This is a genomic window from Thiocapsa marina 5811 (assembly GCF_000223985.1).
GTDB classification, from domain to species: domain Bacteria; phylum Pseudomonadota; class Gammaproteobacteria; order Chromatiales; family Chromatiaceae; genus Thiocapsa; species Thiocapsa marina.
Window position 1 is genome coordinate 118,767 of record NZ_AFWV01000004.1, and the last position, 22,677, is coordinate 141,443.

22 protein-coding genes are annotated in these 22,677 nt (G+C 65.1%); 5 read left to right on the plus strand and 17 right to left on the minus strand.

From position 1 onward, the window contains the following. Positions 1-79 precede the first annotated feature (79 nt). The 7 genes from ureA to nudE all read right to left on the minus strand — a co-directional run bounded on the left by ureA (position 80) and on the right by nudE (position 9,100). Entirely contained in the window at positions 80-382 is a 303-nt protein-coding gene (ureA, locus tag THIMADRAFT_RS06765; protein WP_007192242.1) for an urease subunit gamma, read from the minus strand. Between the two features lie 166 nt (positions 383-548). Then, the gene (locus THIMADRAFT_RS06770) at positions 549-1,379 is read right to left on the minus strand and encodes an urease accessory protein UreD (RefSeq protein WP_007192243.1); all 831 of its coding nucleotides are present in this window, start codon (positions 1,377-1,379) and stop codon (positions 549-551) included. Between the two features lie 108 nt (positions 1,380-1,487). Next, a complete protein-coding gene (locus THIMADRAFT_RS06775) occupies positions 1,488-3,341 on the minus strand; it encodes an OmpA family protein (protein ID WP_007192244.1) in 1,854 nt (617 codons plus the stop codon). 163 nt (positions 3,342-3,504) lie between these two features. Beyond that, positions 3,505-4,752, minus strand: coding sequence for an acetate/propionate family kinase (locus tag THIMADRAFT_RS06780; protein WP_007192245.1), 1,248 nt, complete (start codon positions 4,750-4,752; stop codon positions 3,505-3,507). Positions 4,753-4,765: 13 nt separating this feature from the next. After that, positions 4,766-6,904 (minus strand): phosphate acetyltransferase, encoded by a 2,139-nt coding sequence (pta, locus tag THIMADRAFT_RS06785; protein ID WP_007192246.1) that lies wholly within the window; start codon positions 6,902-6,904, stop codon positions 4,766-4,768. A gap of 338 nt (positions 6,905-7,242) precedes the next feature. After that, positions 7,243-8,289, minus strand: coding sequence for a thioredoxin family protein (locus THIMADRAFT_RS06790; protein ID WP_007192247.1), 1,047 nt, complete (start codon positions 8,287-8,289; stop codon positions 7,243-7,245). Positions 8,290-8,554: 265 nt separating this feature from the next. Then, complete coding sequence (nudE, locus tag THIMADRAFT_RS06795) at positions 8,555-9,100, minus strand: ADP compounds hydrolase NudE (RefSeq protein WP_007192248.1); 546 nt, start codon at positions 9,098-9,100, stop codon at positions 8,555-8,557. A 69-nt stretch (positions 9,101-9,169) separates the two neighbouring features. Between nudE and yrfG the strand changes: the two genes are divergently transcribed. After that, positions 9,170-9,835, plus strand: a complete 666-nt coding sequence (gene yrfG, locus THIMADRAFT_RS06800) for a GMP/IMP nucleotidase (protein WP_007192249.1) — start codon at positions 9,170-9,172, stop codon at positions 9,833-9,835. Between the two features lie 68 nt (positions 9,836-9,903). Here the strand turns inward: yrfG and THIMADRAFT_RS06805 are convergent, their stop codons facing one another. Next, positions 9,904-11,493: a DEAD/DEAH box helicase gene (locus tag THIMADRAFT_RS06805; protein WP_007192250.1), complete on the minus strand. Its 1,590-nt coding sequence runs from the start codon at positions 11,491-11,493 to the stop codon at positions 9,904-9,906. Positions 11,494-11,724: 231 nt separating this feature from the next. On the opposite strand from THIMADRAFT_RS06805, the gene trxA reads away from it, so the two are divergent. From trxA to THIMADRAFT_RS06820, 3 genes are all read left to right on the plus strand, one after another. Then, positions 11,725-12,051, plus strand: a complete 327-nt coding sequence (gene trxA, locus THIMADRAFT_RS06810; protein ID WP_007192251.1) for a thioredoxin TrxA — start codon at positions 11,725-11,727, stop codon at positions 12,049-12,051. A 220-nt stretch (positions 12,052-12,271) separates the two neighbouring features. Next, positions 12,272-13,528, plus strand: a complete 1,257-nt coding sequence (gene rho / locus THIMADRAFT_RS06815) for a transcription termination factor Rho (protein WP_007192252.1) — start codon at positions 12,272-12,274, stop codon at positions 13,526-13,528. Between the two features lie 193 nt (positions 13,529-13,721). After that, positions 13,722-14,840 carry a hypothetical protein gene (locus THIMADRAFT_RS06820; RefSeq protein ID WP_007192253.1) on the plus strand — a complete coding sequence of 373 codons (1,119 nt, stop codon included), beginning with the start codon at positions 13,722-13,724 and terminating at the stop codon, positions 14,838-14,840. Here the strand turns inward: THIMADRAFT_RS06820 and THIMADRAFT_RS06825 are convergent. Further along, positions 14,786-15,382, minus strand: a complete 597-nt coding sequence (locus tag THIMADRAFT_RS06825; RefSeq protein ID WP_050799512.1) for a CIA30 family protein — start codon at positions 15,380-15,382, stop codon at positions 14,786-14,788. The two genes, THIMADRAFT_RS06820 and THIMADRAFT_RS06825, sit on opposite strands and share 55 nt — an antisense overlap. A 99-nt stretch (positions 15,383-15,481) precedes the next feature. On the opposite strand from THIMADRAFT_RS06825, the gene THIMADRAFT_RS06830 reads away from it, so the two are divergent. Then, the gene (locus THIMADRAFT_RS06830) at positions 15,482-15,973 is read left to right on the plus strand and encodes a DUF192 domain-containing protein (RefSeq protein WP_007192255.1); all 492 of its coding nucleotides are present in this window, start codon (positions 15,482-15,484) and stop codon (positions 15,971-15,973) included. Positions 15,974-16,057: 84 nt separating this feature from the next. Here THIMADRAFT_RS06830 and THIMADRAFT_RS06835 read toward each other — a convergent pair whose 3' ends face one another. The 8 genes from THIMADRAFT_RS06835 to mlaD all read right to left on the minus strand — a co-directional run bounded on the left by THIMADRAFT_RS06835 (position 16,058) and on the right by mlaD (position 22,674). Then, positions 16,058-16,654 (minus strand): Uma2 family endonuclease, encoded by a 597-nt coding sequence (locus THIMADRAFT_RS06835; RefSeq protein WP_007192256.1) that lies wholly within the window; start codon positions 16,652-16,654, stop codon positions 16,058-16,060. A gap of 44 nt (positions 16,655-16,698) precedes the next feature. Then, positions 16,699-17,775 carry a histidinol-phosphate transaminase gene (gene hisC / locus THIMADRAFT_RS06840; RefSeq protein ID WP_007192257.1) on the minus strand — a complete coding sequence of 359 codons (1,077 nt, stop codon included), beginning with the start codon at positions 17,773-17,775 and terminating at the stop codon, positions 16,699-16,701. A gap of 18 nt (positions 17,776-17,793) precedes the next feature. Continuing rightward, a complete protein-coding gene (hisD, locus tag THIMADRAFT_RS06845) occupies positions 17,794-19,122 on the minus strand; it encodes a histidinol dehydrogenase (RefSeq protein WP_007192258.1) in 1,329 nt (442 codons plus the stop codon). A gap of 6 nt (positions 19,123-19,128) precedes the next feature. Next, the gene (gene hisG, locus THIMADRAFT_RS06850; RefSeq protein ID WP_007192259.1) at positions 19,129-19,845 is read right to left on the minus strand and encodes an ATP phosphoribosyltransferase; all 717 of its coding nucleotides are present in this window, start codon (positions 19,843-19,845) and stop codon (positions 19,129-19,131) included. A 42-nt stretch (positions 19,846-19,887) separates the two neighbouring features. Further along, positions 19,888-21,168: a UDP-N-acetylglucosamine 1-carboxyvinyltransferase gene (gene murA, locus THIMADRAFT_RS06855; RefSeq protein ID WP_007192260.1), complete on the minus strand. Its 1,281-nt coding sequence runs from the start codon at positions 21,166-21,168 to the stop codon at positions 19,888-19,890. A gap of 113 nt (positions 21,169-21,281) precedes the next feature. Continuing rightward, positions 21,282-21,596, minus strand: a complete 315-nt coding sequence (locus THIMADRAFT_RS06860; protein ID WP_007192261.1) for an STAS domain-containing protein — start codon at positions 21,594-21,596, stop codon at positions 21,282-21,284. After that, positions 21,593-22,210: an MlaC/ttg2D family ABC transporter substrate-binding protein gene (locus THIMADRAFT_RS06865; RefSeq protein WP_007192262.1), complete on the minus strand. Its 618-nt coding sequence runs from the start codon at positions 22,208-22,210 to the stop codon at positions 21,593-21,595. Before THIMADRAFT_RS06865 ends, THIMADRAFT_RS06860 begins: the two co-directional genes overlap by 4 nt. Beyond that, complete coding sequence (gene mlaD, locus THIMADRAFT_RS06870; RefSeq protein WP_007192263.1) at positions 22,210-22,674, minus strand: outer membrane lipid asymmetry maintenance protein MlaD; 465 nt, start codon at positions 22,672-22,674, stop codon at positions 22,210-22,212. The genes THIMADRAFT_RS06865 and mlaD overlap by 1 nt, the downstream gene beginning before the upstream one ends. Positions 22,675-22,677: the final 3 nt, after the last annotated feature.

The following is a 22,677-nucleotide window of genomic DNA, read 5'->3' on the forward strand; positions in this document are numbered from 1 at the left end:
CGTCAACGACGACGGTAGCGAGTCGCTTCAAGGTCGATCCCGAACACGGATAAGAACCTGTCCTGCCGGACGCGGCTCATTAGACGATCGGATCGTGAACCGTGACCAGCTTGGTGCCGTCCGGGAAGGTCGCCTCCACCTGGATCTCGTCGATCATCTCCGGGATGCCGTCCATCACATCCTCGCGGGTCAAGAGGGTCCGGCCGTAGTCCATCAGCTCGGCCACGGTGCGGCCGTCGCGCGCGCCCTCCAGGATCGCGCAACTGATGTAGGCGATCGCCTCGGGATAGTTCAGCCGCACGCCTCTTGCCTTGCGCCGCTCGGCGAGCAGTCCGGCGGTAAAGAGCAGCAGCTTATCCTTCTCTCGGGGGCTAAGGTCCATGATCGGCTCCTGGTCGTCGCTGTCTGGATGACCAATAATATACCGAGCGTGCGGGGGTTTTTCGACGCATTGCACGCTCGGCGCACGCCGGGCCGTCCGTCCGCCTTCTCGCCTGAGTGACCGCGACGCCTCGTCGGCGCGCTCCTGCATGGTTCCCCTGTGTGGCTCAGGTTGCCCAAATCCGGGGCGCGCAGGCGGGCAGCCCGAGCAGGCTCGGACGCAGATCGGACCACAGAGCGACGAAAAGACGGCTCACCGGCTCGACCTCGGGGGCGAGCGCGCGGATCATCAGGAGGTCGTCGATAAGTGTCGCTCCGACCGGATATCCCGCGGAATCCGTCAGACGCCGCCGGGCGATCGCCAAGGCATCTCGGTCGGCGCCTGTCGCGAGGAAGGTCGCGGCGATCGGGAAACCGCGCAGGCCGGCCGGGCAATTAAGGCTCGCGTTGCCGGCGACCCGCAGACGCTCGGTCAAGAGCGGACGGGCGTCGCGCAGCACGGTCAGCGCGATCTCGGCGCGTCCTTCGTCGAAGCGCTCGGCGATCACCGGCCGCCCGAGACATTGAATCTCCCACCCCATGAAGCAGGCGGTCCCGGAAAGCTCGACGCGGGTGTCGAGCGTGCAGACGGCGCCGGGGAAGAGGATGTTTTCGTGCGGAAACCATTCAACGATACCGCCTGTAGCCACGCTCAGGCGCTGTCTCTGACGGCATCGGGGTCCGGCGCTTCGATAGAACTTCGTCGCCCCGGGCGACGTGACCAAGGCATGTGCCCCGCTCCCGACACGGATATCGACCTCGAGCGCGTCGCCGCCGACGACGCCGCCCGGCGGATGCAGCAGATAGAGATGGCAGGGCGCACCTTCGGGATGGAAGGCGCGTTGGATCGTCAAGGGACCGAGCTGATGCTTGCCGACGACCCGGCTGCGACCGTGACGCAGCGCGATCTCGATCTCCAGACGGGCCTGCCAGCCGGTGCTCGCGGCGGGCTCGTGCATTCCCGCGGTCACCGAATCTGTCGCGAGAAGCGGGGCGACCGAGCGTGCCGGCGACACACCGCGCGTCGGTTGTCGAGCACCTCGGCACATCGTCCGGGATCGGACGGATCAGTCCTCGCTGACATAGACCTCCACGCGGCGATTCTGAGCGCGCCCCGCGGTCGTCGCGTTGTCCGCGATCGGGCGCTCCGGCCCGAGGCCCTGAGCCGTCAAACGCTCGGGCGCGACGCCCCGCTCGATCAACGCCTGCTTGACCGCCTCGGCGCGTTGCTGCGACAGGGCGAGATTGGCCGCCGCGTCACCGAGGCTGTCGGTATGACCTTCGATTCGAACATCGAGATCGGGATAGGTCTCAAGCAGTGCGGCGACGCGATCCAGGGTCGGAAAATCATCCCCGGTCAGGGTCGCCTTCGCCGGTTGAAAGGTCAGCTCCGTGTCGGCGAGCTTGAGCAGGACGCCGCGCTCGGTGTGGGCGCCGCCAAGCTGCGAGAACCGCCGGTAGAGCTCACGCACCTCCGCCACCTTCCGATCGGCCTCCTGCCGAGCGGACGCGCGCACCCGATCGGCCTTGCTGCGTTCCTCGGCGATCCTCGCCTCGAGTGCGGCGACCCGTTCCGAGGCCTCGTCCAACGCCTTCGAGCCGGTCTGCAAGGACGATGCTCGCACGGCCGTCAACTCGGTCTGCAGGTCGGCCAGCTCGGCTCTTGCGCCATCGAGCGCGGCATTGAGCTCGACGGCCAATGCGTCCTTCTCTTGGGCGACCTTCGCCTTCGCGGCCTGCTCGCTCCGGAGCTGTTCGGCCAGGGTGGCGACCTTCTCCTCGCTCTCCTCGATCCGACGTGCCAGGTCGTCCTTGGTCTGCGCCAGCGCGGCCTCGGCAGCTTCACTGCGCGCCTGCAGAGCCGCCAGGGCATCCGGGGCGACCGACTGTTTCAATTCTTCGGAGAGGGCTTCGATCCGCGCCTGCGCGTCGGCCAACTGCGCGGCGGCGGTGGCCTTGGCCTCCTCCAGCGCAGCGACGGCCTCTGCTTTTGCCGTCTCGTGCTCGGCTTCGGTCTGCGCAAGCCGCTCTTGAAGCGCGCCGAGCGCTTCAGTCGACTCGGTCTGCTCGCCTGACCTGGCGAGCGCCGCCCGGGCTTCGGTCAACTCGCCTTCCAACACGGCGATCCGTTCGGACTGCTCGTCGCGGAGGGCGGAAAACTCGGCCTGCAAGGCATCGAGTGCCGTCTGAGCCGAGGCCGATGTCTCGGCCAGATTCGTGCAGAACGCGGCCGTCTCATCATCCAAGGCGACGGCCTCGGGGAGCAAGCCGGCCTTCTGAGCAGCACGCATCAGCTCGCTGTCCTTCGGGGTGGCCTTCGCCAGTTTTACCCGTTCGTTGAGATGGCGCTCGAGCTCCTCGATCTGCGCGCGATGCTCCATCGCAGAGTCGGCGATCACCTGTTGGAGCCCTGCCAATTCGGTTTGAAGGTCCTCGGCCTTCGCGACAGACATCTCGTACTGGCCTTGCAGGGCCTTGAAGGCGGCGATTCCGCGGTCACGCTCCTCGATCGCCGCGGCAGTCCTATCCTGCTCCTCGGCGAGCGCGCGCGCATCGGTACGTCGCAGCACCTCGATGTCTTCTTCGAGCTTCGAGTTGCCCTGCTCGAGGGCCGCGATACGATCCGCCAGGTCTTGCTTTTCTTTCGAATGCAGGTCGGATAACTGCTGTTTTTCCCCGGAGTGCTGCTCGCTCAGCGCGGCGATCCGTTCCTCGAGCTGTGTGGCTTCTCGGCGAAGGTCGGAGATGCGGGCGTCTCGTTCCTGGACCTGCACGGCCGCTTCGGCGATCTGCGCGTCCTTTGCGACCAGCTGTTCCGCAAGATGGCCCGAATACCAATCGTAGAGCAGATAGATGCCGATCAGCGCTGCCAGCAGCACCCAGACAAGCGGACGCACCAACGAGGAATTGGAACCGGGCATCGTCATCTCCTAAGGCGATCATTGTTATAAGGTATTCGAGCCCGCGCGATTATCCGTGAAAGGGGCGCAGGTGGCCAGCCGCCGTCCGACGGCAACCAGCCATCGAATGGCTCGGAGGACGGCGGTTCTCGCGCGACGACGTATCGGTGTCGTCGATCCTTCTTCAGCCGCCGACGCGGAAGGTCTCGGACAAACCGTCGCATGGTGCTTCCGAGGTGGCCGCGAGGGCCTGCTGAGCGATCTCCAGCTCCTCGTTGGTGGGAATCACCAGCACCTGCACGGTGCTCTCGGGCGTGCTGATGCAGCGCTCGCCGCGCCCTTCGAGCGCATAGTTGGCGGTGTCGTCCATCTTGATCCCGAGGTTCTCCAAGCCCTCGCAGGCGCGACAGCGGATTTCGGCGGCATTCTCGCCGATGCCGCCGGTGAAGACGACGGCATCGACCCGGCCGAGCTCCGCGGAATAGGCGCCGATGTACTTTTTGATGCGATGGGCCGTGATGCCGATGGCAAGCTCCGCGGCGTCGTTGCCTTCCTCGGCAAGACGGTCGATCTCGCGCATGTCGTTCACGCCGCAGATCCCCAGGAGGCCGCTTTGGCGATTCAGGAGGTCCTCGATGGCATCGATCTCCAGGCCGAGGTTCTTGGCGAGATAAAAGTGGATCGCCGGATCGATATCGCCGCAGCGCGTGCCCATCACCAAGCCTTCCAGCGGGGTGAGCCCCATGGAGGTGTCCACGCTCTTGCCGTCGCGGATCGCGGTCGCGCTGGATCCGTTGCCCAGATGCAGGGTGATCAGATTGCAGGTCTCCAACGGTCGATCCAGCATGGCCGCGGCGCGTTTAGCGACGTAATAGTGCGAGGTGCCGTGGAAGCCGTAGCGGCGGATCCGGTGCTCCCGATAGAGCCACTCGGGGATCGCATAGCGGTAGGCGGTCCGCGGCATGGTCTGATGAAACGCGGTATCGAAGACCGCCACCGAGGGGACCGTCGGAAAGAGCCGGCGAGCGACCTCGATACCGGCGAGATGAGCCGGATTATGCAGCGGCGCCAAGGGGACCACGCCTTGAATCGCCTCGGCGACGGCATCGTCGACGATGGTCGGGTGCTTGAAATGCTCGCCGCCGTGGACAACGCGATGACCGATCACGGCCAGCTCGGAGACATCGCCCAAGACCCTCGTTTCGTGCAGCGCCTTGACGATGCGGTCGATGCCGTCTTGGTGGGTCGGGATCGTCACCCGGGCGCGCCCGGATTGCCGAATCCCGGATGCATCCAACCACTCCGCCTTGATCTCGCCCTCCGGCTCTCCGATGCGCGAGACCGAGCCGGAGGCGAGCGCCACCCAATCCTCGCTGCGGAAGAGCTGATACTTGATCGAAGAGCTGCCTGAATTGAGGACGAGTACCTTCACGTGAGTCTCCTGATCAGTCCCGAGCCACATGGGTGATATCGGTGTCGGCTTGCGCCGCGGCGAGTGCGTGATCGTTCTGTGCCTGGATTGCGGTGATCGTCACCGTATTGACGATGTCGGTCACGGTGCACCCTCGGCTCAGATCGTTGACGGGTTTGTTCAGGCCCTGCAGCACCGGGCCGATCGCAACGGCATTGGCGCTGCGCTGCACAGCCTTGTAGGTGTTGTTGCCGGTATTGAGGTCCGGGAAGACGAAGACGGTGGCGCGACCGGCGACCTCGCTCTCGGGCATCTTCGAGCGGGCGACGCCGATGTCGACCGCCGCGTCGTATTGGATCGGACCTTCCAGCTTGAGATCGGGGCGACGCTCGCGCGCGATCCGCACCGCCTCGCGCACCCGCTCCACGTCGGCGCCCTTGCCCGAGCTGCCGCTGGAATAGGAGAGCATGGCCACGCGCGGCTCGATTCCGAACGCGGCTGCCGTCCCGGCCGAGGTGATGGCGATGTCGGCGAGGTCTTCCGAGGTCGGGTTCGGGTTGACCGCGCAGTCGCCGTAGACCAGGACCCGATCGGCGAGACACATGAAGAAGACGCTGGAAACGAGCTTCACCCCCGGCTTGGTCTTGATGATCTCGAACGCCGGACGGATGGTGTGCTGAGTTGTGTGCATTGCACCCGAGACCATCCCGTCGGCATCACCCGTGTAGACCATCATGGTGCCGAAATAGCTCACGTCCTCCAAGGCGTCGCGCGCCATCTGCTCGGAGATGCACTTGTGCTTGCGTAACTCGAAATAGGTCTGGGCGTAGCGCTCGCGATCGGGGGCGGTCGTCGGATCGATGATGGGGATTTCGTCCAGCTTGAGCCCGAGCTCGCCGATCCGCCGGCGGATCTTTTCGGGATCGCCGAGCAGCGTGAGATCCACGACCTGGCGCAGCACGAGGATCTCAGCCGCGCGCAGGATCCGCTCGTCGGTGCCCTCGGGGAGAACGATGCGCTGACGGCGGGTCTTGGCGCGACGCACCAGCTCGTACTCGAACATGAGCGGCGTGGTGCGGTCGGAGTGTCGCACCGCGATCCGAGCCCGCAGCTCGTCCACATCCACATGGCCTTCGAAGACGCCGAGGCCGGCCGCGATCTTGCGCTCGTCGCCGGGGAGGATGGTCGCCTCGATGCCGTTGACCCGCATGGCCGTGGTGAAGGTGTCGGTCGGTACGCGCAGGATCGAGACCTTGGTCCGGCGCAGCCCCTCGAGCAGACGCTGGACGTTCTCGGCCGGTTGCAGTCCGCCGGTCAGCAGCAGCCCGGCCACGCGCGGGAAGGACGAGGACACATCGGCCGCAAGACTCGCGAGGATGATGTCGGAGCGATCGCCCGCGGTGATGATGAGGCAGCCGTCCTCGATGTAGCTGAGGAAGTCCGGGACCTCCATCGCCGCGATCTTGTAGTTGGAGACGACCTGGTTCATCGCATCGCCGTCGCCGCAGAGACACTCGCAGTCGAGTGCCTGTCTGATCTCGCCCACCGTCGGCATCCCGAGTGCCGCCTGGCGCGGCAGCACGTAGACGTTCTCTCGCTCGGGCAAGAGTTTACGGGCGCGGGTCTTGACCGTTTCGACGTACTCCGGGTCGACCCCGTTGATGACGCTCGCGAGGAAGTCCCCGCCGCGATTGCGCATCGACTCGTGGGCCATGTAGAGCGCCTCGAGCGCCTCCTCCGGGCTGCGCCCGAAGCCCTTCACCACGACCACGACGTTGCAGCCGAGGTTGTTGGCCAAGTCGGCGTTGAAGTCGAACTCCAAGGAGGGCACCAGACCGTCGAAGTCGGTCCCGGCACAGACGACGAGATCGCAGCGCTCCTCGAGCATCTTGAATTTGTTCAAGATCATCTTGAGCAGCTCGTCGTACTGACCGGCCGCGACCAGATGGCTGGCGGTCTCCGCCGTGCAGCCGTACAGCATCTCCGGGGAGAAGGGCAGATCGTAACGGCTGCGGATGAGGGTGGTCAGATTGTCGTTCTCGACGCCTTTGGAGACGATCGGGCGGAAGAACCCCACCTTCCGATTGATGGCGTAGAGCATCTCCATGAAGCCCAGAACAACCACGGACTTACCGCTGCCGGAACCGGCACCGGCGATGTAGACGCTTTGCATGGATCTTCCTCTTGCGCGAAACAGGCTGGACGGGGTCGGGCGACCCGATCGAATGATTGGATGCTTCGGCACGACGAACGCCCCGAATGCTGCACTGCGCAAAAATACCAGATAACGCCTACCGGCCGCGACCTCGTTAAGCCGCGTCCGCGCAACATGTGGATGTTGCGCTCAAGTCCGCACCCTCGAGTGCATCAAATGCGTTTTCCCTGACGCGGCTTAAGTCATTAAGATTTTTATCATCTTGAACCGCGTCGACGTGGACGCCTGCCGGTATCCACGAGTCCGACGCAATCTTCGCGCCGTCCATGTCGCGCCGGACGCGGTTCAACTGCCGTTCAAAGGGCCTCGGACAGGCGCCACTCCCCGAAGCTCTCGGTGAGATACGCCTTGCTGCTGATGTAGTTCAGAACGTTGCGCAGCCGATAGAAGCGCACCACCGAATCGACCCGCAGCAGCTCCTTGCCGTGCTCGTCGAAGAAGAGGATTGACGGGGCATAGAAGAGTCCGAGATCGGCGGCCCATTCGCGCGCCGTGGTGCGCTCGCCGGAGGGCGTGACGACGGGCGTATCGGACCACATGTCGAGCTGGACGCTGTCGAAGTTCCCGAAGTAGCCGGTGATCGCGGGCTCCCTCAGGGCTTGGCCGTGCAAGACGTCGCAGGCATGACAGTCACCCTGCTCGAAGAAGACGGCGAGAGGACGCTCGCTCGGGAAGCGTCGATCCAGGTTGTACGGGGGTTTGGCGAAGAAGGGCTGCTCGTTGAGATCCTCGGGCTCGAACACCATCCGATTCTCGCCGCGGGCGAGATAATCCCGAAAGCTCTCGCGGGCGTAGTGGCCGTCGGCGACATATTCGAGCGCTGCTCGGAACTGGTAGGGCGGATAGTACCCGCGCAAGCGCAGTGCGAGCTTGCCCTCGGCGTCGTAGAAGAGCAGGGAGGGGGTGAAATTGGTGTCCTCGCGAACGGAGAGCTCACGCTCTGTCATCACCTCGCCGTCGATCGCCGTGACCTCCTCCACACCCCAGACGTCGATGGCGACCAGATCGAAGTGGCGCTGGGTGTACTCGAGGACATCGGAAAGGCCGAAGTTTTCGTTCAGGAGCTTATGGCAGTAGGCGCAATGTTTTTGCCCGAAATAGACGATGAGCCCCTGTTTGCCCGCGGTGATCGCCTCCTCGAGGTCGCTCGGCAGATCGAGGAACCCCTTCTTGAACCAGTCCGGATGCTCGAGGAGATCCTCGCGGGGGAAGTCGTCGAAGCTGTAGACGGAATCATCCGGTGTCGGCGTGTCTTGGGCCTGCGCGTCGTCGATAGCCGTCGGGGAGCCTGCAAGAAGTCCCAGTGCGAAGACGAATGCGAAGGCTGCGTGCAAACGAAACATGCGGGGTCTCCGTTGGGGTTTAAACCGCGTCCAGAGCGAGATGCTCGCCTTCGAGTGAGCTCGACATTTGGCGCATTCACGGCCCTTAACGGGGACGCGGTTTAAAGAAATTTATTTTTTAATATCTTAAACCGCGCCGCCTCCAGCGGTCGTCAAAACTGCCGGGGCCGATCCCATCAAAAATATCGCAGACCGCATGGGGCGCGGTTTAATCGTCAACGCCGTCCGGGGCGCGCCCGGATCACCGGGCTCGGATCCGTCCCGGTCAGGGCTTGCGATCCAAGATACGCAAGGCGATGAAGAGGGCCGCCACCGACCGGGCCTCGTTGAAATCCTCGCGTGCAATCAGCTCGTCGATCGCATCGAGTCTCCAGGGCACCACCTCGATCGGCTCCGGCTCGTCGCCGGGGAGTGACTTGGGATAGAGGTCGCGTGCCAGCACGATGAGACTATGATGCTCGATGTAACCGGGGACCAGCGAGACGCGTTTGATCATCTGCAAGTCGCGCGCGCCGTAGCCGATCTCCTCCTGGATCTCCCGATCCGCCGCAGCCAACGGATCTTCGCCGGCTTCCACGACGCCCTTGGGCAGGCCGAGCTCGTAGCGGTCGCTGCCGGCGCCGTATTCGCGGATCAGGAGCACCGTCTCGGGGTCGAGCATGGGGACGATCATGACCGAATCCGTGCCGCCGGGCACGCGCTCGAAGGTGCGGCGCGCGCCGTTCGCAAACTCCAGATCGACCTCTTCCACCCGAAACAAGCGGCTCTGGGCGACGATCCGCCGATCCAGTATCTTCGGTTTGCGAAACATGAACGACACTCCGATGGGTCAAGTCGCTGCGAAGCGACGCTGATAACAGGATTCGACAAGGGGCCCGGCATGATCGATTGGCAACGTATCGACAGCGTCTTCCTGGATATGGACGGCACCCTGCTCGACCTGCACTTCGACAATCATTTTTGGCTCGAGCATGTCCCCAAGCGCTACGCCGAAGCCCGCGGGCTCGCGCCCGAGGTGGCCAAGGACCAGCTGCTCGCCCGCTATCGCGACGTCGAGGGCACGCTCGAGTGGTATTGCGTCGACCACTGGAGCCGCGAGCTCGGTCTGGATATCGCTCTGCTCAAGAAGGAGGTCGAGCATCTGATCGCGGTCCATCCGCATGTGCTCGACTTTCTCGAGGCCCTCGAGCGGCGCGGCAAGCGGCGCGTCCTGGTGACCAATGCCCATCAAAAGGCGCTCGCATTGAAGCTCGCGCGGACCCGACTCGGCGGACACCTCGACCGGGTCATCTGCTCGCATGAGCTGAAGGTCGCCAAGGAGTCCCCGGGGTTCTGGTCGCTGGTTCAGGCGATCGAGCCTTTCGACATCGAGCGCACCCTTTTTATCGACGACAGCACAAGCGTCTTGCGGGCGGCGCGCGACTACGGGTTTCGCTGGTTGATGGCCGTTGTCGAGCCCGATTCGAAAGGGCCTCGGCGAGCGGTCGCCGACTTCCCGGCGATCGCTCACTTCGGCGATCTGCTCGCGGGTCTGCATGCGGATTGACCCGCGCACAGGCCGCAGGGGCCGCAACGGAGCGGTTCAAGAATAAGCAAAAAGTGCGGCTCCGCCGCTCAATCGACCGGCTCGGGCGCGGGAGCAGGCGTCTGCGGATTCGTGCCGTCGGCGCTCGGTTTTTTGGACCGACGCCGCCGCCGTCGCTTCTTCGGCTCACCCGTCGAGGTCTCCGTGCGCGGCTCACCCGCCTCCGGGCGATCGGTTGCCGAGCGGCTCGCCGCCGAGGGGTCCGTGAGCGCAGCGATTTCGGGTTGTCTCCGAGGCGCCGCGACAGGGGGGGCGGCCGGAGTCTCCGCGGACGGCGCCGGGGCCGGTGCCTCCGACCGTGCTGCCGGCCGGGACGGCGACCGACGCTCCCCGCCTGTGCGCGGGCGGCGCTCGCCGCGCTCTGTACCGCCCCCGCGGGGCCCGCGTGCAGGCCGCGCCTCGCACCGATCCTCTCGGTCCGGGCGCATCCGGCTGCGCGGATTCACCTCGGCGAGCAGCGCCGGATCGACGGGCTCGACCGGGATCTTCGCACCGATGAAGGCCTCGATGTCCGGCAGACAGAAGGCATAGGTCTCGCAGACGAAGCCGATTGCATCGCCTGCGGCACCGGCACGCGCGGTCCGCCCGATGCGGTGGACATAGTCCTCCGGATCCTCGGGCAGATCGTAATTCACGACATGGGTCACGTCCGGGATGTGCAGCCCGCGCGCGGCCACATCCGTGCCGACCAACACGGGGAGCTTGCCGTCGGTGAAGTCCTTCAGGAGCTTCAAGCGCTTCTTCTGGGGCACGTCCCCGGAGAGGACCGCGGTGTTGATGCCGTTGCCCTGAAGGAAACCCCAGACGCGATCGGCCTCCCGCTTGGTGTTGACGAAGACCATGATGCGCGCATCCTCCCAGCCGCGGACCAGGCCGAGCAGCAAGGCGATCTTCTCCTCGTTGGAGGTCATATAGCAGCATTGGCGCACGCGATCGGCCGTGATGGTCTCGGTCTCGATCTTCACCAGCTGCGGGTGATTCATGTGCTCGTAGGCGAGCTCGGTGACGCGGTAGGAGAGTGTCGCCGAGAAGAGGAGCCCCTGTCGGTTCTCGGGCGGCGGCATCCGTCGGAGCAGGAAGCGGATATCTTTGATGAAGCCGAGGTCGAACATTCGGTCCGCCTCGTCGAGGACGACCGCCTCGATTGCCTGCAGATCGAACACCTTTTGCTTGAAGTAGTCGATCAGGCGCCCGGGTGTGCCGATGAGGATGTCGATGCCTCCGGCGACCCGGTCGCGTTGCTCCTGATAGCCGGCACCGCCGTAGACCACCGCGATACGCAGGCCCGTGTGCGTGGCGAGGAGCTCGGTATCGCGATGGATCTGCACGGCGAGCTCGCGGGTCGGGGCGAGGATCAGCGCGCGCGGACGTGCGATCTGCGCCTGAGCGGGCGCGGGATTGGTCAGCAGGCGCTGCATCAGGACGATCAGGAAGGCCGCGGTCTTGCCCGTTCCGGTCTGGGCCTGACCTGCGACGTCTCGGCCCGACAAGGCGAGCGGCAGGGTCTGTTCCTGGATCGGGGTACAGCGCGCGAAGCCCGCATCGGCAAGCCCGTCGAGGATCCGTTGATCGAGCGCGAAGCTGTCGAAGCGGGTCTGAGTGAGGTGTTTGTCGGTCATGACGTGGGGAGTCCCTGGAGCTACGCGCCTCGCGGAATGGGCAAGGCTTGCAAAATCTCTTCGCTTTGGATCAAATAGCATCTTACTCAAGGGCACATTCCAACGCCAATTCGCCCGCCTGCTCCACGACCCGTTCGCGCCGCGCCCCAGCGACCCCGCTCCGCCGTCATCCGCCGAACGTGAACCGAAACAACCGCCCTTGCCGCAAACACCCTATGGGAGATCACTTCAGTGAGCGATAGCATCGTCCATGTGACCGATGATTCATTCGAAGACGAGGTTTTGAAATCCCTCGAACCCGTGCTCGTGGACTACTGGGCCGATTGGTGCGGCCCCTGCAAGATGATCGCACCCGTGCTCGACGAGATCGCCGGGGAGTACGCGGGCCGCATCAAGGTCGCGAAGCTCAACATCGACGAGAACCCCAACACCCCGCCGCGCTACGGTATCCGCGGCATCCCGACCCTGATGCTGTTCCGTCAGGGCGAGGTCGAAGCAACCAAGGTCGGAGCGGTGTCGAAGTCCCAACTGACGGCCTTCATCGACAGCAATCTGTAACGGCCTCCGGCAACGGCACCCGGTTCAATCCGGCCGGCCGCCCCGCGGACCGGAACCGACACCGGCAACCATGCCTACCGACCGACACTCCCGAGGGGCCGCCGCCAAGGCGCCCCGTCCCCGTAAAGCGACCACCCCCAACCGCGTTCCCCCGCAACACGGGCCCTGCCCCGGGGCGTTGCCGAACACCCCCCCACCTCCGCCGACGACAAAAAATGTGATGAACCTAACCGAATTGAAGAAAGCGCCCGTACCCGAGCTGGTCGCACTGGCTCAGTCCATGGAGATCGAAGGCGTCGGGCGGTCGCGCAAACAGGACCTGATCTTCGCCATCCTCAAGGCGCAGGCCAAGCGCGGCGAGGACATCTACGGCGACGGGGTGCTCGAGATCCTGACCGACGGCTTCGGATTCCTGCGATCCGCGGATGCCTCCTATCTCGCCGGGCCGGACGACATCTATGTCTCCCCCAGCCAGATCCGCCGCTTCGCGCTGCGCACCGGCGACACCATCTCCGGGAAGATTCGGCCACCCAAGGACGGCGAGCGCTATTTTGCGCTGCTCAAGGTCAACGACATCAACTTCGACCGGCCCGAGAACGCCAAGTCGAAGATCCTCTTCGAGAACTTCACGCCGTTGTTCGCCAACAAGCGGCTCACCCTCGAGATCGGCAACGGCAGCACCGAGGACATCACGGCGCGCACCATCGATCTCGTGGCCCCCATCGGCAAGGGCCAGCGCGGACTCATCGTCTCGCCGCCGAAAGCCGGCAAGACCATGATGTTGCAGAACATCGCCCAATCGATCGGCCACAATCACCCGGATTGCTACCTGATCGTGCTGCTGATCGACGAGCGCCCGGAAGAGGTCACCGAGATGGCCCGCTCGGTGCGCGGCGAGGTCATCTCATCGACCTTCGACGAGCCCGCGACGCGTCACGTCCAGGTCGCCGAGATGGTGATCGAAAAGGCCAAGCGCCTCGTCGAGCACAAGCGCGACGTGGTCATCCTGCTCGACTCCATCACCCGACTCGCCCGCGCCTACAACACCGTCGTACCCTCCTCCGGCAAGGTCCTGACCGGCGGTGTCGACGCCAATGCACTGCAACGCCCCAAGCGCTTCTTCGGTGCCGCGCGCAACGTCGAGGAAGGCGGCAGCCTGACCATCCTCGCGACCGCCCTGGTGGACACCGGCTCGCGCATGGACGACGTCATCTACGAGGAGTTCAAGGGCACCGGCAACATGGAGATCCACATGGATCGGCGCATCGCCGAGCGCCGCATCTTCCCGGCCATCAATATCAACCGCTCCGGTACGCGCCGCGAAGAGCTGCTGATGAACCCGGCGGAGCTCCAGAAGATGTGGATCCTGCGCAAGATCCTGCACCCGATGGACGAGCTCGCCGCGATGGAATTCCTGCACGACAAGCTCAAGGCGACCAAGACCAACGACGAGTTCTTCTCGTCCATGAAGGGTTAAACCGCGTCTTGGTGCAACATGCATCGCTCCGAGTCAGTCCGCCGGCCTTGCGCGCGCCAACGAGCAACGCAGTTGACGCGGTTTAAGTCATTTTTTTCTTTGTTTCTAAACCGCGTCCGACTCGGATCTTCCGGTTCCCGCCCGATGGCAATTCCAGACTCGGCCTCAAGGTGCACTCAGGACGCGGTTTAGCATGTACGCACCGAAGCCGATGCGTCCGCTCTGGCCGCCGCCGATCAAGCGGGACAAGCCCCCTAGGGTCGGAGGCACCGAAGATGCGCGCCGACAGCCGAGAATCCCGCTCACGCATCATGAGATCCTGGCCCTTGCGGAGCCCTTCACGCGTCGGGGTCGGCATGTCGATCTCGCCGGGAGCGACCGACTGGCGCGCCGCATCCGTTTCAAGCCGACCGAGTATTCGGCTACGTCGGATAATCCGGGCGGGCTGACCGAGACGCTCGTCCTCGAAAATCCGGGTCGACAACACTTCCGTTTGATCCGGACGCTGACCGACGCGGCCGGGCGCGTCGCGACCCTGCGCAGCGACGGGCCGGATCCGAAGGTCCTGATCGAGCGGGTCGAGGCGGTTGATCCGAGGGGTCAGTTCCCGACGCTCGGCGGCGTTTGCGTGGCTTGCAGCTATCGGGTCGAGACTGATCCGGACGCCGATGGCGGCTCGAACGGGAAGGCGCGTCTCGTCCTCCTACGCGCCTCGACGGACTTCGACGGGCTCGGGATCGAGCTCGACGCACAGGTCGGGCATGGGATGCCTGCCGAGATCCGGCTCCTTCCGACCCCGCAGCGAACGCTGCGTCCACCGGAGGATCTACTGGCGGTCTTGGGCTGGGCGTGGCGGTCCCTACGTCCGTTTGAAGCGGGGTGGCGCGCCCACCTGCGCATCCCGGCTGCCGAGCCGGCACGCACGCCGGATGTCGAGGCCAAGCTCGCGCGGACCTTGGAGCATCTCGTTGGGACACTCGGCTCGCCCCCCGCCGACTTTCACCGGACCTGGCTACGTCAGCGTTGGTTCGCTCTGGCGAGACGCACGCTCGGATTCCTCACGATCGCAAGCCTGCTGGCCATCGGCCCGGGGATCCTGATGCTCGGCGCCCCCGAGGGCTCGCCGTTGCGCCTCTTGTCGTTCGTGATGCCCGCGCTTCTGGTCCTCGTCCTCATCGCGCGGCACGAGGCACCGAGCATGAAGATCACCCCGCTGCCGCGGCCTTTGCCCGGAGACGCCTGGGGTTCCGAGCCGGCTCACCGAGACGGACTCCCCGAGGCAGGTCGTCGGGATCCATCCGTCGCGCGATAGAAGCCGACCTCGGCGATACAGACGTCGGCGTGAAACACGCGACCGATGCCGAGGACCCCGAGCTTGGTCAGTCGACGGGTATCGAGCCTCTGGACCAGCCGATGCGGCTCGAAGGATTCGAAGGGCAGATAGACCTCGCGCCACTCGGGTCCGGCGACGAAGGTGGCGCGATAGGATTGCCAAGGCAGAAGGGTTGCCGTTGATTTGAGATGGAGGTTGTAGACCTCGCGGTTGCCGTGCACCAGGAGCCGAACCCCGTCGAAGGCGCTCGCATCCAACCCGGTCTCGGGACCGCCCGGCGGTGTCAGGTCCAACATCGCCTGTACGAAACCGCCGTTGTTCGCCAGACTGACCTCCCCGGCGAGACACAGCGCCTGCCGCCCGTCGACCACTCGGCGCACGATGGCCCCCTCCGAGCGCCCGCCCATCACCTGATCGGTCACGGCGCGCCAAGGCGTACCCATCGCCGAGAGTCCGTCCGGGCGTGAGAAATCATCGATCAGACCCTCGTCCGCGAGGGATGGATTGAGGATGGCAAGCATGAGCAGCAACCCCGCGATAATGGAACCGAATGAGCGACCTTGATACATTGGCTGAATGAACGATAGGTGATTCCCGACATCACGCAACCTGGACCCCCCATGATCGACCGAGTGAGAAGCCTGATTCTCATCGTCCCGGCCGCCACTGCGGCACTCTGGTTGTCCATGAATATCGCGATGGGCGATGCGCCGGCGAGCGAGCCCCAATACCTGCCGGTCTCGGCCAAGGCCGAGCTGGGCTCGGAAACCATTCTCTTGGAGGTCGCACGCACGCCGCAGGAGCGCGCACTCGGCCTCATGTTCAGGCCTGCCCTTCCGGACGATCGCGGGATGCTCTTCCCCGCCGATCCCTCGCGCCCGATCCGGATGTGGATGAAGAACGTCCCGGTCGCGCTCGACCTGATCTTCATGTACGAAGGTCGGGTCGTGGCATTGGCCGAGCAGGTGCCGCCCTGTCTCGAGGCGTCCTGTCCGAGCTACGGCCCCTTCAGACGAGCGGTCGATCAGGTGCTTGAGCTGCGTGCGGGGCGTGCCGCGGAGTTGGGGCTGCGCGCGGGCGATCCGATTCGAATCAACGACATAGCCCCGTAGGCGAAGAGGGGCGATCTAACGTCGTCCGATCTCCTCGATGCGTTCGAGCCTTGTGAGGCTGTGATCCGGGCTGGACCGCCGCAGTCAGTCTCCTTCACGCCCCCCATGCTCGAAAACGACCTTATTGTAGATCTCCCGCAGTGCGACCCGGCACCCGAGAGAGGCAAACACCGCCTCCGCATCGAGACCCTCGCTCTCGCTCAGCACCCAACGGCCGTCGGACTGGCGGCTGAAGACCTCGACGAGCGGCTGATCCTGGCTGACCAGGGCGTATTCTTCGAGGCTCGGCAGTCGGCGGTAGGCCGCGAACTTGCCGCCGCGATCGTAGGCTTCGGTCGATGCGGACAAAACCTCGACGATCAGCGCCGGATTCAGCAGTACATCCTGTCGATCGTCGTGGAAACGAGGCGCGTCGCAGAGCGCCGTCAGATCCGGATACTTCCCGGCGTTCGCCGCCTCGATACGAACCCGCATGTCGCTCGGCAGCACGTAACAGGGTGAGCCCTTCAGTCGGGCGCGCAGCTCGCTTCCCAGATTGAGCACGATCAGATTGTGATTGAACGAGGCGCCCGTCATGGCGAACACCTCGCCGTTCACGTACTCATGCTTGACGTCGCGACCCGCGCGCTCGGCAGCGAGGTAGTCCTCGAATCCATACTGCGGTTGGGTCTTCAGCGTCATTGATCGTGTCCCGTTCGGGATGCTGCGCCGCCTGATCCGTCAGGCTACAAAAGTCGCGTCAGCGCGCTCAGAAAGGCGGCGTTCTCCTCGGCCCGACCGACCGTGACCCGCAGACACTCATCCAGCATGGGGTGCGCGCCGTTGAGGTTCTTGATCAAGATACCCTGATCCTTCAGCCCCTCGAAAATGGTGTCGGCGCGATCCTCGCCGACACGCATCAGGATGAAGTTGGCCTCGCTCGGATAGGCGTGGACGCCGTTCAGGGTCGAGAGCGCGGTGTGGAGACGCTGGCGCTCGGCTCGAATCATCCGTGCCTGCTCGTCGAGGAGCGGCTTGTGCTTCAGTGCAAAGGCCGCGGACGCCTGGGTCAAGACATTGATGTTGTAGGGCAGGCGCACCTTGTCGATCTGCTCGAGCCAGGCGTGCGGACCGACCAGATAGCCCAGGCGGATCCCCGCCAGCCCCATCTTCGAGACCGTGCGCATGACCAGGAGGTTCTGCCAGTCGCCGAGCAGACCCAGGAAACTGCAATCGGTGAAGGGCGCATAGGCCTCGTCGACGATGACCAGTCCGGGCGCCGCCTCGATGATGCGCACCATGTCGTCGGAATCGAAGCGATTGCCGGTCGGGTTGTTCGGATACGCCAGATAGACCAAGGCCGGCTGCTCGCGCTCGATGGCGTCGAGCATGACCGGCAGATCGATCGAGAAGTCCTCCGAGCGCAGGGGCACGCCGACATAGTCCATGCCGGCGAAGCGGGCGATCATGCGGTACATGACGAAGCCGGGATCGAGCGACAGGACCTTGCGTCCGGGCTGCGCGACGGCCATGGCGAGCATCTGGATCAGCTCGTCGGAGCCGTTGCCCAAGAGCAATCCCATGTCCTCGGGAATGGCCATCGCCTCGCGCACGGCCGCCTGGACAGCCGCACCCTGCGGGTCCGGATAGCGGTTCAGGGCGACCTCGCGCAGGACCTCGAGCCACTCGGCCTTGAGTGCGTCGGGCCAGCTGTAGGGGTTCTCCATGGCGTCGAGCTTCACCAGTCCCGCCGGGTCGGGGACATGGTAGGCCGTCAGTGCACGGATGTCGGGACGAATGAGCTGGCTGATCAGGTCGTGCATGGGTGTCTCGTGAAGATCTTAGGATACGCTCGGCTCGGCCGGCGACTGCGCGTCGCCGCGAAATTCGGCCGAGCGCGCATGGGCGGTGAGCCCCTCCCCTCGGGCCAGGACCGAAGCCGTCTCGGCCAATTGCGCCGCACCGGCGGCCGAGGCCATGATGAGGCTGGATCGCTTCTGAAAGTCATAGACGCCCAGGGGCGAGGAGAAGCGCGCCGTGCGCGAGGTCGGCAGGACATGGTTGGGCCCGGCGCAATAGTCGCCGACCGCCTCGGCGGTGTAGCGCCCCATGAAGATGGCGCCGGCGTGGCGGATGCGGCCCACGATGGCCTGCGGATCCTCGACCGACAGCTCCAGATGCTCGGGCGCGATCCGGTTGGCGACGGCGATGGCGTCGTCCAGGTCGCGCGCCTGGATCATGGCCCCGCGCCCGCGTAAGGCGGTCGCGATGATCGTCTCGCGCTCCATGCTCGGGAGCAGCCGTTGGATGCTCGCGGCGACTCGATCCAGGAACGCGCCATCCCAGCTCAGCAGGATGGACTGGGCGTCCTCGTCGTGCTCGGCCTGCGAGAAGAGGTCCATGGCGATCCAGTCCGGATCGGTCTTGCCGTCGCAGACGACCAGGATCTCGGAGGGACCGGCGACCATGTCGATGCCGACCTGCCCGAAGACGGCGCGTTTGGCCGTCGCCACATAGATATTGCCGGGCCCGACGATCTTGTCGACACCCGGGATGGTCTCGGTCCCGAAGGCGAGCGCGGCGACCGCTTGCGCCCCGCCGACGGCGAAGGCGCGATCCGTTCCGGCGATATGGGCCGCGGCCAGGACCAGCTCGTTGAGCTCCCCGTCGGGTGTGGGCACCACCATGACGAGCTCGCCGACACCGGCGACCTTGGCCGGGATGGCGTTCATGAGGACCGAGGAGGGATAGGCTGCCTTGCCGCCCGGCACATAGAGCCCGACGCGATCCAGCGGCGTGACCTGCTGCCCCAGCAGGGTCCCGTCGGCCTCCGTGTAGCTCCAGCTCTCGAGCCTCTGATGCTCGGCATAGGCGCGGATACGCGCGGTGGCCGTTTCGAGTGCCTCGCGTTGCGCCGTCGGGATGCGCCCCCAAGCCGTCTCCAGTCGCGCCCGCGGGATCTCGAGATCGGCGGCGCAGGCGGGTGTCCAGCGGTCGAAGCGCGTCGTGTAGTCGAGCAACGCGGCATCGCCGCGCGTGCGCAGGTCGCGGATGATGTCGGCGACCGTTTGCTGGACCCGGTCGTCCGAGACCGAATCCCAAGCCAACAGGCCGTCCAAGCCGGCATCGAAGTCAGGGTCGGTCGTCGAGAGACGTCTCATGGTGCTCATGGATGCTCAGCTCCTCGGTCCATTCGACCGGTCCGATTGGATTTGGGCGGATTGGGTCGGTGCCGATTGGGTCGGTGTCGAGCGGCCGGCGACAGCCTCGCGCAGCGCGCCCAGCAATGCCGTCACAGCGGCATGTTTCATCTTCCAAGAGGCCTTGTTGACCACGAGGCGCGAGCTGATGTCGGCGATGTGCTCGAGCGGAACCAGACCGTTGGCCTTCAGGGTGTTGCCGCTCTCCACCAGATCGACGATGCGATCGGACAGATGGACCAGGGGAGCCAGCTCCATCGAGCCGTAAAGCTTGATGATCTCGACCTGCTCGCCCTTGGAGGCGTAATAGCGCTCGGCGCTTTTGACGTACTTGGTCGCGATGCGCAGCCGCCGTGTCGTCGGTGCCGCCACATCCGGTAGACCGGCCACCATCAGCCGGCAGCGGGCGATGCCGAGGTCGAGCGGCTCGTAGAGCCCCTCGCCCCCGTGCTCGAGCAGCACATCCTTGCCCGAAACGCCGAGATCCGCGGCGCCGTATTGGACATAGGTCGGCACGTCGCTCGCGCGGATGATCAGGAAGCGCACGTGTGCAAGGTTGGTCTCGAGGATCAGCTTGCGGCTGGTCTCGGGGTCGTCGAGGGGCTCGATCCCTGCGTGGGCCAAGAGCGGCAGGGTTTCGTCGAAGATTCGGCCCTTGGAGAGCGCGATGGTAAGCGGCGTGTCGAGGCTCATGCTGTTGCTGTCCTGCTGGTTCCGATTGACCCCGAGAGGTCCCTATCGGTTGGCGCCTGTGCCTGCACCCGGGATCCGGCGAATCGCCGCGCCCAGGCTCGAGAGCTTTGCCTCGATGTTGTCATAACCGCGGTCGAGGTGATAGATGCGGTCGATCAGTGTCTCGCCGGAGGCGACCAATCCCGCCAGCACCAGACCGGCCGAGGCGCGCAGATCGGTCGCCATGACAGGCGCGGCGGTCAGGCGCTCCACACCCCGGCAGATGGCCACATTGCCCTCGATACGGATGTCTGCACCCATACGCTGCATCTCCAGCACATGCATGAAGCGGTTCTCGAAGATGGTCTCGGTGATGGTCCCGACCCCCTCGGCGATGCTGTTCAAGGCACAGAACTGGGCCTGCATGTCGGTCGGGAATGCGGGATGCGGGGCCGTGTGGATGTCGACCGCACGGGGGCGCCTGCCCTGCATGTCGAGCCGGATCGAATCGGTGCCGACCGTGATCTCGGCCCCGGCCTCGCGCAGCTTCTGGAGCACGGCATCCAGACAATCCGGACGGGTGTGGGTGACCGTGACACAGCCGCCCGTCATGGCCGCACCGACCAGGAAGGTCCCGGTCTCGATGCGGTCGGGCATGACCTCGTAGCGGGCACCGCCGAGACGCTCCACGCCCTGCACATGGATCCGATCTGTTCCGGCGCCCTCGATCCGCGCGCCCAGTGCGATCAGAAACTCGGCGAGATCGATCACCTCCGGCTCGCGTGCCGCATTCTCGATCAAGGTCTCGCCGTCCGCCAGGCTCGCGGCCATCAGCAGGTTCTCGGTGCCCGTGACCGAGACCAGATCCATCACCAGACGCGCGCCGTGCAGGCGTTGGGCACGCGCACGGATATAGCCGCCCTCCACATGGATCTCCGCGCCCATGGCGCGCAACCCGTCGATATGCAGGTTGACCGGCCGCGCACCGATCGCGCAGCCGCCCGGCAGAGAGACGTCGGCCTGACCGTAGCGCGCGAGCAGCGGCCCGAGGACCAAGATCGAGGCGCGCATCGTCTTCACGAGCTCGTAGGGCGCGGCGAAGCTGGTCAGCTCGCGGGGTTGCACCTTCACCCGGCACCCGTCCTCGAGCGACAAGGAGGCCCCCATGCGTCCGAGCAGCTCCAATGTGGTTCTGATATCGCGCAGACGCGGGATATTGCCGAGCGTCACGGGCGCATCCGCCAAGAGTGTGGCGGCGAGGATCGGCAAGGCGGCATTCTTCGCGCCCGACGCGCGAACCTGACCCTGTAACGGGGCACCGCCTGTAATGAGAAGTTTGTCCATGAAGACCTTAAACCGCGCGCAGAGCGGTATGCGATGTTTTTGGATGGGGTCGACGGCGGAACCGCGCAGGGCGCGTCCACATCCGGGCAAAGACACCCCGTGGCGCCGGAACCTCAGCGACCGACGGCGGATTCCACCGGCAAGAGAGTGGCGATGTTCGACACGGCGGCGATTCGCATCAGCGAATTCGGCAGGTTCCGATAGGTCACCCGGGCGCCGCGCGCACGGGCAACGTCAAGCCACTCCAGCAAGAGCGCGAGCCCTGCGCTGTTCGCGGACTCCACGCCGGCGAGGTCGATATCGACCGAGGCATTCCGTTTGAACAACGCGATTCCGCCGACGGCGATACGGTTGACCGTGGAGAAGTCCAAGACGCCGTCGAGGGCGTAACGCCCCTCGCCGAGGGGCGTCAGTCGTGCCTCCTTCATTCGCCCGTCCGCGTGTTCATCTCGCCGAGCTTTGCGATCAGGCCGTCGATCCCGCCTTGGCGGATCTCGTTGGAGAAGCTCGTGCGGTAGTTCCCGACCAGGCTGGCGTTGTTGATGACTACGTCGTAGACCTTCCAGCCACCGGAGTTGTTGTGCATCCGATAGTCCACCGGGATCGGCGCGGAACCGGGCGAGAGGATCTCAGTGGCGACCGTGACGGTGGACGGCTGGCGACCGGGCTTGACCGGCAGGTAGCGGATCTCCTCGCCCGAATAGCTCAAGATCGAGCGCGCATAGGTCCGGATCAGTACCTGTTTGAAGCCGTTGACCAGTGCACGTTGCTGTGCGGGCGTCGCATTGCGCCAGGATTGCCCGACCGCACCCTGCGTGATGCGCTCGAAATCGAAATGGGGCGCGACCCCGCTCTCGATCATCCCGAAGATCAGCGAGGGATCGCGGTCGACCTCCGAGCGGCGTGCTTCGAGCGTCTTCAGCATATTTTCGGTGGTCCGCTTGACCAGGGCCGTCGCGTCGTCCGCATAAGCGAAGGACGCACTCGTCCAGAGCACGCCGAGCAGGGCAAAAAGTACGAAGAAGGAACGTCGGTACGGCATTAGTCACCTCCGGCTTTACTGAATAGGAATTGTCCGATCATCTGCTCCAGGATCAGGGCCGACTGGGTATGGGCGATCTCGTCGCCGTCGCGCAGATAGTCCATGCTTCCGCCCGGCTCGAGGGCGATGTACTGTTCCCCGAGCAGCCCGGCGGTGAAGATGTTCGCGAAGGTGTCGTCCGGGATCGTGTCCGTGGCCGTATCGATGCGCATGGTGACGACCGCCTCGTAGGTGTCTTTGTCGAAGCTCACGTCCTCGACACGCCCGACGCGCACGCCCGCCATACTCACCGGCGACCTCGCCTTGAGGCTGCCGACGTTGGAGAAACGCGCGGTCAAGCGATAGCCTTCGCCGTTGACCGCCGCGCTCAGATTGCTCACCTGCATCGCCAGGAAGAACATGGCGACGAAGCCCACCGCCATGAAGAGGCCGACCAGGATCTCGATGCCGCGTTGTTTTGCCATACC